Source organism: Amycolatopsis sp. WAC 01416 (assembly GCF_003947485.1).
Taxonomy (GTDB): Bacteria; Actinomycetota; Actinomycetes; order Mycobacteriales; family Pseudonocardiaceae; genus Amycolatopsis.
In genome coordinates, this window is record NZ_QHHX01000010.1 from 75,526 (window position 1) to 91,875 (window position 16,350).

General features: G+C 69.4%; 10 protein-coding genes and 2 pseudogenes. 10 read left to right on the forward strand and 2 right to left on the reverse strand.

The window, feature by feature from the left end; all coding sequences use genetic code 11:
* The first annotated feature begins 3 nt into the window (after positions 1-3).
* The 5 genes from DL990_RS31430 (at position 4) to DL990_RS31450 (ending at position 7,353) form a co-directional block, all read left to right on the forward strand.
* Positions 4-1,149: a hypothetical protein gene (locus DL990_RS31430; RefSeq protein WP_125800848.1), complete on the forward strand. Its 1,146-nt coding sequence runs from the start codon at positions 4-6 to the stop codon at positions 1,147-1,149.
* A gap of 15 nt (positions 1,150-1,164) precedes the next feature.
* Positions 1,165-2,622 carry an aldehyde dehydrogenase (NADP(+)) gene (locus DL990_RS31435; RefSeq protein WP_125800849.1) on the forward strand — a complete coding sequence of 486 codons (1,458 nt, stop codon included), beginning with the start codon at positions 1,165-1,167 and terminating at the stop codon, positions 2,620-2,622.
* Positions 2,623-2,814: 192 nt separating this feature from the next.
* Entirely contained in the window at positions 2,815-5,175 is a 2,361-nt protein-coding gene (locus tag DL990_RS31440) for a polysaccharide lyase 8 family protein (protein ID WP_125800850.1), read from the forward strand.
* Between the two features lie 162 nt (positions 5,176-5,337).
* The gene (locus DL990_RS31445; RefSeq protein WP_125800851.1) at positions 5,338-6,486 is read left to right on the forward strand and encodes an epoxide hydrolase family protein; all 1,149 of its coding nucleotides are present in this window, start codon (positions 5,338-5,340) and stop codon (positions 6,484-6,486) included.
* A 69-nt stretch (positions 6,487-6,555) separates the two neighbouring features.
* Positions 6,556-7,353, forward strand: a complete 798-nt coding sequence (locus tag DL990_RS31450; RefSeq protein WP_199746683.1) for an alpha/beta fold hydrolase — start codon at positions 6,556-6,558, stop codon at positions 7,351-7,353.
* Here DL990_RS31450 and DL990_RS31455 read toward each other — a convergent pair.
* Positions 7,346-10,048, reverse strand: a complete 2,703-nt coding sequence (locus DL990_RS31455; RefSeq protein WP_125800853.1) for a BTAD domain-containing putative transcriptional regulator — start codon at positions 10,046-10,048, stop codon at positions 7,346-7,348. The genes DL990_RS31450 and DL990_RS31455 overlap by 8 nt on opposite strands.
* Before the next feature lie 124 nt (positions 10,049-10,172).
* Between DL990_RS31455 and DL990_RS31460 the strand changes: the two genes are divergently transcribed.
* Entirely contained in the window at positions 10,173-10,661 is a 489-nt protein-coding gene (locus DL990_RS31460) for a DUF4440 domain-containing protein (protein WP_125786333.1), read from the forward strand.
* 81 nt (positions 10,662-10,742) lie between these two features.
* On the opposite strand, the gene DL990_RS31465 is transcribed toward DL990_RS31460, so the two are convergent.
* On the reverse strand, positions 10,743-10,997 hold the full coding sequence (locus DL990_RS31465) for an SAM-dependent methyltransferase (RefSeq protein ID WP_233598938.1): 255 nt from the start codon (positions 10,995-10,997) through the stop codon (positions 10,743-10,745).
* Positions 10,998-11,005: 8 nt separating this feature from the next.
* Here DL990_RS31465 and DL990_RS31470 point away from each other — a divergent pair.
* The 4 genes and pseudogenes from DL990_RS31470 to DL990_RS31485 form a co-directional block, all read left to right on the forward strand.
* Positions 11,006-11,416, forward strand: a pseudogene (locus tag DL990_RS31470) (cytochrome P450); the annotation flags it as partial.
* 106 nt (positions 11,417-11,522) lie between these two features.
* Positions 11,523-12,315 (forward strand): annotated as a pseudogene (locus DL990_RS31475) (alpha/beta hydrolase).
* Positions 12,316-12,420: 105 nt separating this feature from the next.
* On the forward strand, positions 12,421-14,535 hold the full coding sequence (locus DL990_RS31480; RefSeq protein ID WP_125786334.1) for an EAL domain-containing protein: 2,115 nt from the start codon (positions 12,421-12,423) through the stop codon (positions 14,533-14,535).
* Positions 14,536-14,753: 218 nt separating this feature from the next.
* Entirely contained in the window at positions 14,754-16,343 is a 1,590-nt protein-coding gene (locus tag DL990_RS31485; protein WP_233620628.1) for a substrate-binding and VWA domain-containing protein, read from the forward strand.
* The last annotated feature ends 7 nt before the right edge of the window (positions 16,344-16,350 follow it).

The window sequence follows — 16,350 nt, forward strand, 5'->3', positions numbered from 1 at the left end:
AGGGTGAAGGTCACCGGATACGCCTACCCCTGGGACGTCGTCGACGATCCCGGGTTCGTCGAGCGCGTACGGGAACTGGGCGTCGACGAGGTCGCCGTCGCCGTGTCGTACCACAGCGCCCGCGCGGCGACGCCCTGGTCACCCGAGCGCACCTCGGTCGTCGCGCGCCACGCGGCGCTGTACCGGCCGGTGCGTGAGGAGGCCTGGGGTGAGCTGAGGCCCGCCGAACCGGACTGGGTCGAAAGCCGCGACAGCGCGGGCGACGCCGTCCGGATGCTGAACGAGGCGGGTGTCCCGGCCGCGGCGTGGATAGTGCTGACCCACAACTCGCAGCTGGGGACGGAGTTCCCGGATTTCACCGTGCGCAACTGCTTCGGCGAGCGGTACCCGTGGGCGCTGTGCCCCGGTCAGCCCGCCGTCCGCGAGTACGCCGCGAACGTGGTCGCGGAGAGCCTCGCCGGGCTCGATTTCGCCACGGTGGTCCTCGAGGCGTGCGGTCCACTCGGCGCCGTGCACCAGCACCAGCACGAGAAGACCGACGGGGTCTGGTCGCCCGCGGTGGCACGGCTGCTGTCGGTCTGCTGCTGCGACGACTGTCTCGACACCTGGGCCGCGGCCGGTCAGGACCCGGCGAAGGCGCTGGGCAAGCTGCGGGCCGAGGTCCGGCGGCTGATCGACAGCGGCGACCTTCGTGCCACCGAGGACAAGATCCTGCCCACGCTGCGGCAGGTCCTGCTCGACACGCGGCAGAAGGCGACCGACGCGCTCCGGCGCGAGGTGCTCGCGAAGATCCCGTCCGGGCCCCGGATCGTGCTGCACGGCGCGATGGACCCGTGGGTCACGGGCGCGCTTCCGGGGCTGACACCGTCGGTCCCGGAAGACGTCGACGCGGTGGTGCTGCAGAACTGGGCACCCGGTCGCCCCAGCGTGGGCGCGGTCGCGACGGCACGGGCGAAACTGCCGGACAAGGTCGCCGTCGGCAGCTACATCACCGCGGTGGCGGCGAGCCCCGTGCCCGACATCGAGGCCTACACCCGCGAACTCGGCAAGGCGGGCGCCACCGAACTGCACCTGTACCACCTCGGCCTCGCCGGCCCGGGGCGCTGGGCGGATCTCATCGCCGCCGTCAGCGCCGCACACGAACTCTAGGAGAAGCAAGAAATCATGAGCCAGGCAACGGATCCCGCCACGCTCGACCAGATCCTCGCGGCCGCCGCCGATGCGGCAGGCACGGCGGCGGCCGCGACCCCAGCCCAGCGCGCCGGATGGCTGAACGCGGCTGCGGACGCCCTCGACGCGGCCGCCGACGAACTGATCGCGCTGGCCAACCGGGAGACGCATCTCCCGGCTTCACCGCGCCTGCAGGGAGAGCTGAAGCGAACGACGTTCCAGCTGCGCCTGTTCGGCGAGGTGCTGGCCGACGGCTCGTTCCTCGGCGCCACCGTCGACCACGCGGACGCCGCCTGGCCGATGGGGCCGCGGCCGGACATCCGCCGGTTGCTCACCCCGATCGGTCCGGTGCTGGTGTTCGCCGCCAGCAACTTCCCGTTCGCGTTCAGTGTCGCGGGCGGTGACACCGCGTCGGCGCTGGCCGCCGGCTGCCCGGTCGTGCTCAAGGCGCATTCCGGTCACCCGGAGCTGTCCGCGCGCACCGGCGAGATCCTGCGTGACGCGCTGGTCGAGTCCGGTGCGCCGGAAGGGATCTTCGCCGTCATCCACGGCCAGCAGAACGGCGTCACGGCGTTGAAGGATCCGCGGATCCAGGCGGCGTCGTTCACCGGATCGGTCCCGGGCGGGCGCGCGCTGTTCGATATCGCGACCTCACGGCCGTCGCCGATCCCGTTCTACGGCGAACTCGGCAGCGTGAACCCCGTCGTCGTCACCCAGGCGGCGATCGAGGCGCGCGGCGAGGCCATCGCCAAGGGCTACGCGGGCTCGTTCAGCCTCGGTGCCGGGCAGTTCTGCACGAAGCCGGGGCTGCTGTTCCTGCCAGAGGGACACGGTCTCGACGACGTGCTGCGCGAAGCCGTCTCGGCGATCCCGGTGCAGCCGATGCTCAACGAACGTATCGCGGCCGGTTTCGCCGACGGGCTGGCGAAGCTGCGTGAGGTCGATGGCGTCGAGGTGCTGTCCGAGTCCGGTGGCGCGGAAGGGATCTCGCACGGCGCGACGCTGCTCGCCACGACCGCCAAGGCCTTCCTGTCCGACGCCGACACCGTCCGCGAGGAGTGCTTCGGCCCGGCGTCGCTGATCGTCACCTACGCCGATCAAGCGGAACTGATCAGCCTGCTCGGGGTGATGGAACCGGGGCTCACCGCGACCATCCAGGGCGAAGAGTCCGATGTGGACTGGATCCGCCCGGTCCTCCCGTCGCTGACCAGGGTCGCCGGCCGCCTGCTGTGGAACGACTGGCCGACCGGGGTGACGGTCACCTGGGCACAGGAACACGGTGGTCCCTACCCGGCGACCACCGCGCCGACCAGTACCTCGGTCGGCACCGCCGCGATCGAACGCTTCCTGCGACCGATCGCCTGGCAGGGCTTCCCCGACGCGCTGCTGCCGGAACCGTTGCAGGAGAACAACCCGTGGGACCTGACCCGCAGGACCGACGGGAAACGCTAGAACCTCGTGAGTGGCAATGACGGTTAGAACCCGCATTGCCACTCACGACCAGAGCGCGCCAGGCTCCTTGGCTACCCCGCTCACGCCACCGACTCTTTGCCTTACCCCTCAATAACCGTCCTCACCACTCACGAGACCCACCACACGCCGCCGCCCCTAGTTGCCGTATTTCGACCCTTGGGAGGCACCGTCATGCCTGAATTCGGTCACTTCGACAGGAGAACCGCTCTGCGCTCGGGTGCGGTAGCGGCCGCTTCGGTGGCGCTCACGACCGCTCTCGCGAGCCCTGCGTCGGCCAGGCCTGCACCTCCGGGTTCTTCGGGCCCGTCGGGTACGTCCTCCATCGTCACCGGTTACCGCGAGCTGCAAACCGGTATCGACCGGCCGTCGGCGGAACGCACCGCCGCGCTGGCGAACCTGGACAGGGTCGCGAAGGCCTACCACGACAGCATGGCGGTCGGCGGCGGTCCACTGTGGAAAGATCTCCCGCTCGGCCCTGGCAGCGAGTTCACGACGTCGATGTACGCCCGGCTGCGGGCGATCGCGGTCAACTGGGGCACCCGGGGCGGCGCGCTGGCGGGTGATCCGGCCGTACTCGCCCGGATCAAGGCGGCGCTGGAACTGCTGTACACCAGCGATCAGTACAGCGAGAAGACCGCCGAGATCGGCAACTGGTACACCTACGAGATCGGTATCCCGCTCTACCTGCTGCACATTCTCGCGACGGTCGCCGACGAACTGACCCAGGACGAACTCGCCAGGTACCTGAAGCCGGTGCTGAAATTCTCCGGCAATCCGAATCTCCGCACGAACAATCCAGGTGTCGTCGAGACCGGTGCCAACCGCGCGGACAAGTCCACGATCTCCATCGTCTCCGGCGCGATGCTCGGCGACACGGATCGGATCAGGCGCGGCGTCGGCGCGTTCACCGACGTGGAAGGCGGGGGAGCGGCGAGCGTCATCGCCAGGCTCCACCGCGCGGCGGGCGACGGCTTCCACACCGACGGCTCGTTCCTCCAGCACGATTCGGTGCCGTATCCCGGGCATTACGGGATCGTCCTGCTCACCGCCGTCGCGTCCGCCATCCACGTCACCAAGGGCACGGAGTTCGAATTGCCCGCCGACGTGCGCGACGCGGCGTACGCGCTGGTCTCCGACACGTTCGCGCCGTTCGTCTATGCGGGCGCGCTGATGGAGTCCGTCCGCGGCCGGTTCCTTTCCCGTCAAGGGGAATCCGCCCACGACATCGGGCATCAGCTCACCGGCGCGGTCGTCCTGCTGGCGCGGTCGGCGAGCGGGAAGCGCAAGGAAGAACTCGGTGGCCTCGCCGCGAAGTGGATCACCGAGGACACTTTCGCGCCGTATCTCCGGATCCCCGACCCCGAACGGTTCGCGCCGGGGCCGGACCTCGTCGGCATCCCCGGCATCGAGTTCGCCCAGGAGTTGCTGGCGACCGGGATCCGGCCGACGCGGACGGTCGCGACGCATCGCGTGTTCGGCCAGCAGGACCGGATGGTGCACATCACCGAAGGCTGGTCGGCCTCCCTCGGCGTCGCCTCGACGCGGATCTCGCGCTACGAGTCGATCAACTCCATGAACCTGCACGGCTGGTACACCGGCGACGGTTCGCTGTATCTGTTCCTGCCCAAGGCCAAGGGACATTTCACCGACGCCTACTGGCCGACGGTCGATCCGCTGTCACTGCCGGGCACCACCACCAAGAGCGGGCCGCCCCCCAAACTGGAGTCGGTGCCGCTGACGACCAAGGACCACTGCGGTGGCGTCCGATGGGATGCGCGGCACGGCGCGCACGCCCTCGACTTCGTCTCGCAAGACGGCACGCTGACCGCGAAGAAGTCATGGTTCTTCACACCGTCGGGTGTGCTGTGCCTCGGTGCCGGGATCACCGACACGTCCGGTGAGCGGGTCCGCACCACGATCGAGAACCGGAACCTCGGCGAGGACGGCTCCGGTGCGCTCCTGGCCGACGGCCGTCTCGTCGGCGGCTCGGAATCCTTGCGGCGCAAGCGATGGCTGCACCTCGAGAAGGTCGGCGGTTACGTCCTGCTCGACGCCGCGGAGGTGAGCGCGCTGCGTGAGGACCGGACGGGGACCTGGCGCGACATCGACAAGGGGGCCAACACCAAGGGCACGACGGTGCCGTACACCAGGCGCTATCAGAAGCTCGTGATCGAACACGGGGCCAACCCTTCGAACGCGAGCTACGCCTACGCCGTTCTGCCCGCCGCGTCGGTGCTGGAGACGATCGCCTCGGCCTGGGCGTGGCGCGTACGGTCCAACACCGCGACCGTGCAGGCCGTCCGGCTGTGGGACGCGACCTTGCTGGCGAACTTCTTCGCCGCCGGCTCGGTCGACGAGGTGTCGGTGTCCGGTCCGGCCTCGGTGGCGCTCGGCCGGACCCGCGACGGCTGGCAGCTGGCCGTTTCGGATCCGACGCAGCGACAGGACGTCCTGCGGGTGACGGTGCGGCGCAAGACCTTCGAGGTGCCGGTTAAGAACACTTTCGGTGCTACGCAGGTTGTTCGCGTTTAGGTGACCAATTGCGGGGCGGTAGGGACTGGGGGCGTACCGGGGCTGGGGTGAAGGGGACTTTCCCTGCATCGGATGCGGGGAGAGTTCCCTTCGCTTCGGGTGCTGGTCCCGGCGGGCGCATTTAGGTCAGGTTCTGACCGGAATGGTCCCTACGGTCACCTCATGACCGACATCGAGCAGTTCCGCATCGACATTCCGCAGTCCGAGCTGGACGACCTGACCGACAGGCTGGCCCGCACCCGCTGGCCGTCGGCGCTGCCCGGTGCCGAGTGGAGCCGAGGCGTCCCCGTCTCCTACCTCAAGGACCTCGCGGAGTACTGGCGAGACGGCTACGACTGGCGCGCGTTGGAGAAGCAGCTCAACGAGTTTCCGCAGTACACCACCGAGATCGATGGCCAACGGGTGCACTTCCTGCACGTCCGGTCGCCGGAACCGGACGCGATCCCGCTGATCATGACGCACAGCTGGCCGAATTCGATCGCCGAGTTCCTGCACGTGCTGGGGCCGCTCACCGACCCGCGAGCCCACGGCCTCGATCCTTCGCTCGCCTTCCACGTCGTCTCGCCGTCCCTGCCGGGCTTCGGCTTCTCGCCGTTCCCCGAACCGGCCGACGAGCGTCCGTGGGACATCGCGCGGGTGGCGCGGACGTGGGCCGAGCTGATGAGCCGCCTCGGCTACGAACGCTATGGCGCACATGGGAACGACGCCGGCGCTCTGGTGACGCCCTGCCTCGCGGTGCACGCGTCCGAGCACGTCATCGGCTCGCACATCACCTCCGGGCTCGGTGTGCCGATGGGCGATCCGGCGGATTTCGAAGGGCTCACCGAACAGGACCAGGCCGACCTCTCGGGCCTGATGGAGCGCTTCGCGGGCGGCAGCGGGTACGCGCCGTACCTGACGAACAGGCCGCAGACGCTGAGCTTCGGCTTCCTCGATTCGCCGGTCGCGCAGCTGGCGTACCTGGTCGAGCGGTTCAAGGAGTTCGACGGCTGGCCCGAAGGCGTGGCGCCCGCGGAGCCGATCGACCGCGACCTGGTCCTCACCAACGCGACGTTGTACTGGCTGACCGGGACCGGCGGCACTTCGCTGTGGCCGTACTACGAGGGCGCGGCCGCGATGCCGATCGACCAGACCGTGGTGCCGACCGGCGTCTCCCACGGCGGGCCGTCCGCCCTGCGCAAGGTCGCCTCGCGCAAGAACGACGTCGTTCGCTGGGCGGATCACGAGAGCCCCAGCCATATGGTCGCGATGGCCGTCCCGGACGACGTGGTGACCGAGCTCCGGGAATTCTTCGGGAATCTCGCGAAGTGATGTCGAGCGGTGGTCGTCGGCTCCGACCCAGGCACGAAGCTAGAGTAAAGCGACCCTGTGGAGGACCTGATGACCACCTCGTTCGAGACCGTCACCTCGGCCGACGGCACCCTGATCGCCTTCGCTCGCACCGGAGCGGGCACGCCGGTGATCCTGGCAGGGGGCGCGTTCAACGACCGCACGACCGTCGCCGGCCTCGCCGCGACGCTGGCCGCGGACTTCACCGTGATCGCCTACGACCGGCGAGGGCGGGGTGACAGCGGCGCGGGCGCGGTCTATTCGGTGGAGCGTGAGGTCGAAGACCTCGCCGCGCTGATCGAGCACGTGGGTGGTTCGGCGGCGGTCTTCGGGCACTCGTCCGGAGCCGTGCTCGGGCTGGAGGCGGCCGCGAGAGGCGTCGCCATGACGAGTCTCGCCGTGTACGAGCCGCCGTACGTCGTCGACGACAGCCGCCCGAAGCCCCCTGTCGACCTCTTCGATCGCGTCCGGGCCCTGATCGCCGACGGCGACCGCGATGGCGCGGCGGAACTCTTCCTGATCGAGGGGACGGCCACGCCGGCCGAGGTCGTCAAGGGTATGCGGGACGACCCGTTCTGGGCGTGGTTCACCGGACTCGCCCACACGCTGCCCTACGACCTCGCCCTGTGCGGTCCCGGCAACGTGCTGCCCGCCGACAGGCTGGCCAAGATCTCGGTGCCCACGCTGGTGATGGACGGCGGGGAGAGCGACGCCTGGATGCGGGCCGGCGCCCGCGCGCCGGCCGCCGCGGTCCCCGGCGCCCGGTACTCCACTGTGGAGGGACAGGACCACGGTGTCCTCCGCCAGCCGGACACCCTGCGCGGTCTGCTCACCGAGTTCCTCAGGTGACGACCTTCAGCGGCTCGGCAGGCAGGCCCATCGCGGAGTAGTGGTCCCGTGCGGCCCGGGTCTGCCCGAGCCCGGCCAACGCGCGGGCTTCCTGCAGCCGGTATCCGATCCGCCTCGCCGTTTCGAGCGCGAGCCGATGCTGCCGGAGCCCCGCCGACGTCTCGCCGAGCGCGAGGCAGGCGGTGCCCAGACTGTTGGCCGCCATGGCCAGCAGCAACGGATGGTTGAGCCGGGTGAGGATCGCGCACGCGCGTTCGGCCTGCTCGCGCGCGTCGGCGGGCCGGTGGGCGAGCAGCAGGGCATCGGCGTGGTCGATCCGGCTCCACGCCTCGCCGAACAGGTAGCCGAGGTCCCGTGACGAGTCGATCGAGCGCTCGATGACCTCGAACGCCTCCTCGAAGCGGCCGAGCCGGGCCAGCACCAGACCGAGCTGGGCCGAGCTCAGGATCGTGCCGCGGGCGTCTTCGCGCAGTGCCACCGACCGCCGGGCCGAGGTCAGCGCGTCGTCCAGGTTGCCGAGGACCTCGTGGGTGTTGCTGAGATTGGTCCAGAGTGTGGCGGCGTCGGTGCCGTCGCCCGCGACGGCCAGGCCGTCGCGATAGAACCGGATCGCTTCGGCGTAGCGGCCGAGCATGCTGTGCAGGGCACCCGCTCTGGACAGGGCGAGCGCCTCGGCCGCGCGATCGCCGGAGGCCCGGACGACGTCCAGCCGTTCCATGGCGCAGCCCATGCCCTCGGTGAGCCGCCCGTTCTCCCAGAACGCCAGCGTGAGGCTCGCCAGGCTCAGCTGGATCGCCTGCGGGTCACCGAGCCGGCGAGCGGCGGCGAGCCCTGTCCGCGCCACGGCGAGCAGTTCGTCGAGGTGCCCGCTCTCCCGCAGGTGTTCCGTGGTGTCCTCGGCGATCCGCCAGGCGTACTCGTCGAGGCCGGCGTCGAAGGCGTGCCGGGTCACCGCGACCAGGTTCGCCCGTTCCGTCCGATACCAGCCGAAGCCGCCGCCGTCGCGGTAGTGATCGAGCAACCTGCCCATCGCCGGACCCGATTCCTCGTCGCGCACGACACTGCGGGCGTGCTCGGCGATCAGGTCATGGAACGCGTAGCGGCCCAGCGCGGGCTGCCTGAGCAGGTGGGCGTCGAGGAGGTCTTCCAGCAGGCGCTCGGCCTCATGTTCACCGACGCCTGCCAACGCGGCAGCCGCGGGCACGCCGATGTCGGCGCCGGGATTCCTTCCCAGCAACCGGAACAGGCGCTGTTGCGCGGCATCGAGTTCCCGATAGGACAGGGCGAAGGCCGCAGCCACATCGCGTCCCGCGACGGTCAGCTCGGCCAGCCGGTCGTGTTCCGAGCCCAGCCGTTCGGCGAGCATCTCCACGGTCCACTGTGGACGATTCTGCAGGCGGGCCGCCGCGATCCGGATCGCCAGCGGCAGATTCCCGCACAACGCGGCCACCCCCGAGTCCGGCCGCCCGGACGCCGCCGCGAACAGAGCGCCCGCCTGTTCGTCCGGCAGCACTTCGAGACTGATCGACGCTCCGCCGTCGACGGCGGACAGGCGGCGCCTGCCGGTGATCAGGAGGCCGACCGTGGCCGAACCGGGCAGGAGCGGCCGCAGCTGTTCGGCGCTCGTGGCGTTGTCGAGCACCACTAGCAGGGACCGGCCCGCCGTTCTCGTGCGCCACAGCTCCGCGCGCCTGTCCACGCCGCCGGGCAGCCTGCTCGCCGGGACGTCCAGCTGCCCGAGCAGGGCTTCCAGCGCCGCCTCGGGCGGGAGCGGTTCGCGGGCGGGGGAATGGCCGTGCAGATCCACGAACAGTTGCCCGTCCGGGAAATCGGCGGCCAGTCTGTGCGCGGCGTGGACGGCGAGCGAGGTCTTGCCGACCCCGGCCATCCCGTCGACGGCCACCGGACGGCCGAGCCGGACGGCGTCGAACAGGCGGCGGAGCTCGGCCTCCCTGCCGGTGAAATCCGGGACGTCGTACGGGAGGAAGCAGCGTGTCTTGCCGTATTCCGGCTCGTCGCGGAGAATCCGCTCGTAGAGTTCGCGCAGCTTCTGGCCGGGGTCGAGGCCGAGTTCCTCCACCAGCCGCGTCCGTGCCTGCCGGTAGACGTTCAGCGCGTCGGCCTGCCTGCCCTGCTGGTGCAGCGCGCGCATGAGCAGTCCGGCGAACGGTTCCCGGAGCGGGTGCTCGGCGACCAGTGCGGTCAGCTCCGCGACGGAGTCTTCCCCGGCGGAGACCTCTTCATCGAGGCAACGCTCCACAACGGACAGACGACGTTCGTCGAGTTCGTCGGCCTCGCCGCGCAAAGCCATACTGTCCACGCCGGACAGTGCCGGTCCGCGCCAGCACGCGAGCGCTTCGCGGATCTCGCCCCGCGAGACGTGCTCCTCGAACGTGCGCAGGTCGAAGACGCCCGGGCGCAGGACGAAGCCGGGCCCTTCGGCGGTCAGAACGTCTTCAGCGGCGCCCTCGGCGACGAGCGTGCGCTTCAACGCCGTGGTGAGGTTGCGGATCTGGCGGATGGCCGTGGCGGGCGGATCCTCGTCCCAGACGACGTCCACCAGCCGCGAAACGGAGACCACGCGATCGGCGCCGAGCAGCAGCGCGGCCAGGATCCGCTCCTGCCGCGAGCCCGCCAGCTTCAGCGCCCGCGCGCCGTTCCGGCATTGCACCGGCCCCAAGATCCGGAACTCCATCGCACCCCCTCCCCCGAGGTTAACCGGCCGTCCGCCCGCGCCGGTGCGGAAGTGATGCAGCTGTGATGCGCCGTCCGGAGAACCTGCTTGTGGACCAGATACGGGACGTGATGAGGAGAACCCCATGCGCAAGCGGTATTACGCGGCGTTGGCCGGGCTGATCGTGGCCGCGGCGGGAATCGGTGTGCCCGCCGCGGCGGCGGCGAGCGACCAGCGGGCGGAGGCGGAACGGCAGTCCTGTCAGCGGGCGTTCGACCGCGCGGTCTGGGAGGACATGGACAGCTTCAACAAACGCGACGAGGCCCGATACCGGGCGATCATCCACCAGGACATGGTGACCGTCGGGCGCCGGGGACAGTTGTTCATCGGCTACGACGCCAACGTCGACCCGGTGGTCAACGAGCAGTTCAAGGTCCCGTACGAGTACAGCATGCCGTGGACGGTGACCCACACCGTCGTCGAGGACTGCAAGATGGGCTTCGCGATCCTCGACGCCTACTACAAGGTGCCGTCGCAGAACGTCAACCGGCACTACACGATCAGCCTGACGCTGGTGCGCGAGCACGGCAAGTGGCAGGTCATCAAGGACACCGTGACCGACGTACTGCCCTGATCCGACCGGCGAGGGGGAACGTCATGAAAGGGTCGTTCAAGACGAAATATGTCCTGAACGACCCTTTCATGACATCGGGGCTCAAGGCTTCCGGCCCACCCCGGCGTACGGCAGCGAGTTGATCTCCGGGTCCTCGGACATATCGCCGGCGCCTTGCGGGTTCCACATCGCGCAGCCGACGACGCCCGGCTCGAGGCCGCTCGAGTTCGCGTCGGCGGCGACGTGCGAGAGGGGGAGGAAGCTGCCGGGTGCCAGGCGCTCCCGGTAACGCGCCAGAATCGCGTGCGGTTCCCACGAGTCCGGCACGAAATGCAGCAGCAGTCCGGCGTGGGCCACGGCGACCGATCGGGGCGCGGCCGGACATCGAGCGCCGCTTCCACGCCGAGGTCGACGAGGTGCTGTCGGGCGGGCCCGCGCGATTCGAACACCTGCCGCGCCTGGTCTGCACGCAGCGGATCATCAACGAGGTCGTCCGCCGCACTCCGCCGGTGATCCTCATGCGGCGGGCGCGGGAGGACGTCGAACTCGGCGGTGTGCGCATCCCCGCCGGTACCGAGGTCGCGGTCAGCCGGCGCACGCTGCACCGCGATCCACGCTGGTTCCCCGAACCCGACCCGGATCGCTGGGAGCCCGAGCGCGCCGCCGCGGTGCCCAAAGGCGCGTTCATCCCGTTCGGCGCCGGCGCGCGGCTGTGCCCCGGCCACCAATTCGCCCCCACGGAGATCGCCTTGGTGGCGGCGACGATCGGCGCGCGGTGTGCCGCGAACACCGGCCTGACAGGCTGGCGGTGAACGTTCGATCACCGGGTGTAGGGTTCATGCTCCTTCCGAGCGTTCCGATTCCGGAGAGGGTTCTGTGAGAATGCCGCTCAAACTGGCCGCGGTGGTGGCCGCCTGCTGCGCGCTCGTCGGCGGTTTCCTGGTCGCCGCGCCGGCCGCGGCCGTCGACATCCGCTGTTCCGACCTGGATCTGCCGGTCACCGGCCCGCTCGGCGACCCGGATCGCTACTCCTATCAGCGGGACATGGCCAAGCACGACTACGCGACCTTCGCCGCGGATCAGCTCGGTTCGGGCGGGAGCGGCAAACCGTTCAGTCCTCCGCTCCTGCTGCCGGTGCCGGCGCGGTCGATGCACGAGGTGATCGGCCATTTGCGCGCGGGACGGGTCGGCGGTATGCCGTTCGACAAGGTCGTGATCGTCGGGCATTCGGTCGGTTCGGGCATCGTCGCGGCCGAGGCTTCGACATATCAGGACGTGGACGGCGTGTGCCGGCCTGTTCTACGCGACGGAAAATACCGATCCGCGGGTCGTCGAGGCCGACGAGGCGACCAAGGACCAGGTCGCGGTCCCGGGAATGGGAACCGTCGCCGTGTTCGGCATCGTACTGCCCGCGACGAAAGCGATCAGGGTGCCGGTTTTCCAGGCGGTCGTGGAGAAGGACATCCTGTTCTGCGGCCTTTTCGCGCTCCGGGACTGCTCGAACGCGCGGACGTCGCGTGCGGCGGAAGCGCCGTTCTATCGGCCAGAGGCCGAACTTTCCACGTATGTTCTGTCCGGTGCCGGACATTCGCTGGCATTGCACCGCAACGCGTCCCACTATCGGGACGCCACCCGCGTTCGGCTGAGGGAAAAGGTCGGTATTGCAGTACCGTAGGGTGACCACCCGATCAGGTGGACGGTTGACCGTGAGTACGGCCAGAGAATCGTGGAGGATGGTTCTTCACGACGGAATACGAAAACGACCCCAGGACCGGCGGACGTGACTTTCCCACTTCCGGACGGCGATGAGTTCCCGGTATCGCCGGACGCCCAGAAGAGAGCTTCATCCTCCGCATCGCCGAAGCGGAAGAACACCGCGCCGACCCGCGCCACGCTGGCCCGCAAGTGGGCCTACCTGGTCACCGGAACGGCGTATCTTCCGTATACCCACGCCCAGATCGAAGAGCATTTCGCCGCTCTCCTGGACGAGATCTTCGCGGCGGTCCTGAGTGAAGACGCAGAGCCCGCGCAGGCCGCCGAAGCCGGCGCGCGACTCGTCGCGCTCAGGTGCGTCGGGCCGGACAGCCTCCGTCGCACGATGGACGTACTCGGCAAGGGGCTCTTGCACGAGCCGGAGTTGCGGAGCGTGAAGTCGCTCCCCGAACGGGTGCTGCAGGTGCTCGGCGCGCTCGCGTCGGGTTACGGCGAGGCGTTGCGCGCGAGCATCCAGACACAGCAAGAGGATTTGAGTCGTACGTTGGTCACGATCGAACGCGAGACCCGGCGTGAACTGGTGCTCACGCAGGCGCGGTTCGAGCAGCTGTTCACCGGTTCGGCCACGGGGGTCGCCGTCACCAGGGTGGATGGCCGCGTCCAGCGGGTGAACCCGGCGTTCGCCGAAATGCTGAACCGGCCCGTCGCGGATCTGACCGGGCTCAACCTCTACGACCTGGTCCATCCGGAAGACGCCGAGGGCTTGCGCGAGGGGTACCGGAAGCTGCTCGAAGGCGAGAGTCAGCGGCTCGAGCTGTCGCGAAGACTCGTGGCCGACGAGGACGTACCGACGTGGGCCGCCTTCACCGGCGCGGTGATCCGCGACCCGGCGGGTGAGGCCCAGCAGTTGATCACGCTCGTCGACGGCGACACCGACGTTTCGCTGCTGCAGCGGCAGCTGAGCCGTCAGGCCCTGCACGATCCGTTGACCGGCTTGCCGAACAGGCAGTGCTTCGGCACCCGACTGGAACGGGCGCTGCGCCACGCCGACCCGTCGTTCGGCATCACGGTCTATCACCTCGACCTCGACGGATTCTCCCTGATCGCCGGCGGGCTCGGCCAGAAACAGAGCGACGACCTGCTGAAGAACGTCGCCGCGAAGCTGCGCGCCGTCGTCGGTGGCGAGGACGCGCTCATCGCCAGGATCGGCGGTGACGAATTCGGCATCCTCATCCAGAACACCGCGACCAGCCCGGAGGTCGCCACCGTGATCGGCATGATCAACCAGGAGCTGTCCGAACCGGTGTACCTCGAAGGCGGCAGCGGGGTCGCGGTCTCGGCCTGTATCGGGGTGGTGCACCGGCCGCCGAGGGACATCGCGCCGAACGAACTGCTGCGCGTCTCCGACATGACGCTGCGCCGGGCGCAGGCCAACGGCTATCGGCAATGGGCGCTGTCCGACTCTGTCCTCGACACCAGGGAGCGGCACGAGTTCGGCTTGGCCGTCTCGATGGCGGGCGCCTGGGAGACCGGCGAGGTCGAAGTGCATTTCCGGCCGCTGACCTGGCTGGCGGACAGCAGGCCCGCGGGGATCGAGGCGAGACTCGCCTGGAACCATCCGCGCCACGGCCGGATCGGTCACGACACCTGCGTCCGCTTCGCCAACGACACCGGTCTCATCGTGCCGCTCGGCGAATGGCTCATCCGCACGGCTTGCGAGGAGTCGGACGACAGGCTCCCGATGCTGGTGAGCCTGACGCCGAACCAGGCCGCGGATCCCGATCTCGTCGGATCGGTGCGGAGCGTGCTCTCCACGACCGGTCTCGGGCCGTCACGGCTGCGGCTGGGCTTCCCCGCCGGTGCCGTGCTCGCCGAACTCGGGGAGACCGTCGACAACCTGCACCTCCTCGCCGAGATCGGGGTGGACGCGGAACTGCAGGACTTCGGAGCGGCCGGTGACATCGTCTGTCTCGTGGACGTGCCCGTGAAGACGGTCCGGATCGCTCCCCGGCTGGCGGAGCGGCGGACGGAACCACTGGCGGAACGGTCGCTGCGGAACCTCATCGAGACCGCGGCCATGGCGGGCGCGACGGTGATCGCGGACGGGATCGACTCGGCGGGCGACGCCGGATGGTGGCAGTCCGCCGGTGCCCACATCGGGGCGGGACGCTATTTCGGTTAGGCCGTTCGGCCGAACTCGCGTGATTGGAGCCGTAACTCGCGTGATTGGAGGCGTAACTCGCGAGTTACGCCTCCAATCACGCGAGTTACGTGTCTGATCACGCGAGTCACGGTTCGGTTAGGCCGTTCGCCGCAGCGGGAGGCGCTAAGTTACCCGAGGGTTGACGTTCGCGGGCGGATTGGGCAACATCCCAGGTCCTCACCCCGCACCTCGGAGGCATGCACATGCAGGTAGGCCCGAGGCGTGGCGGGCGTTTCACCGCGCCCGTCGTCGTCTTGAGCCTCTTGCTGGTGATCGCGCTGGGTGCCTGGTGGGGCGTGGATTACCTCCGGGCCCGGTTGGCGGACAACGGTTGTGACGCGTTGACGCCGGTCGAGATCACCACCGTCCCCGACGTGGCGCCGGTGCTCACACGGCTCGCGCAGACCGTGCCGCAGGAAGAATGCTTCAGTGTCAACGTGACCGCGAGCGAGTCGGCCGCGACCGCCGACCTGCTCGGGACCACCACCTCCGGCGGGCCCGACGTCTGGATCCCCGAGTCGAGCACGATGTTGTCGCAGGCCAGGGACGCCGGCGCGTGGAACCTGCCGGAATCCGGTCAGTCGGTGGCGAACTCACCGGTGGTGCTGGGACTTCCCGACGAAACCGCGCGGCGGTTCGGCTGGCCGGGGAAAGCTCCTTCCTGGCAAGAGATCCTCGACGGCTCACCGGTCGGCTTCCCCGACCCGGCGCGCGATCCGCTGGGTGTCGGCACCTTGCTCGCCCTGCGGAAGCTGACCGAGAAGGAGCCCGATCCGGCCGCGGCCCTCACCGCCGTCATGCGGAAACTGAACCCCGCCCCCGGCCAGGCCCCGGCCGCCTTTCCCGCCACCGAACAATCCGTACTGGCGCGGAATCTGGTGGCGGCGTATCCGGGTGTCCCGGTGCAGGGGTTCGACTACCCGTATGTCGTGCTGCCCAAGGCGTCCGAAGCGTCGAGGAGCGCGGCGGAACGCTTTTTGCGGCTGTTGCTGGATCCGCTCGCCGGCGGCATCTTCGCCGACGCGGGATTCCGTGCGGCCACCGGACAGTTCGCCGTGCCGCGAGCGCGGGACGGCCGGACCGATCCGGCGCCGCATCCGGCGGGTGCCCCGCCCGCGACCGAGCTGTATGCCGTACTGCAGGCTTGGGCGGGGACGAACCTGAGCGCCCGTGTCCAGGTGCTGCTCGACGTCTCCGGTTCGATGGCCGCCGCCGTGCCGGGCACCGGGAAGAGCCGGATGGACCTCACGTTGCAGGCCGCGACGCAGGGACTCGGACTGTTCAAACCCACCACGGAACTGGGCTTGTGGCTGTTCTCGACCAAATTGGACGGTGACAAGGACCATCGCGTCCTGCTGCCGATGAAGACGATCGCCGAACAGAAGAGTTCGGGCGGTGTCGGGCAGTTGCAGGCCGTGCGGCCGAAAGCCGGTGGGGCGACAGGGCTCTACGATTCGATCCTCGCCGCGTACCAGAACGCCAGGCAGAACTGGAAACCCGGCCGGATCAACCTGGTCGTCGTCCTCACCGACGGGCGCAACGAAGACAGCGAGACGATCGGGCTGCCGCGGTTGCTGGAAGAGCTGGGCAAGCTCCAGGACCCTCGGAAACCGTTGCCGGTCATCGGGATCGGCATCGGACCGGACATCGACGCGTCCGAACTACACCAGGTTTCCACCGCCACCGGCGGCGATTCGTTCACCACCCCCGATCCGCGGAAGATCTCGGACGTCTTCTACCAGGCGCTGAGCAAGATCATGTGCCAGCCGCCGATCTGCAAGAATTGAGGCAGGA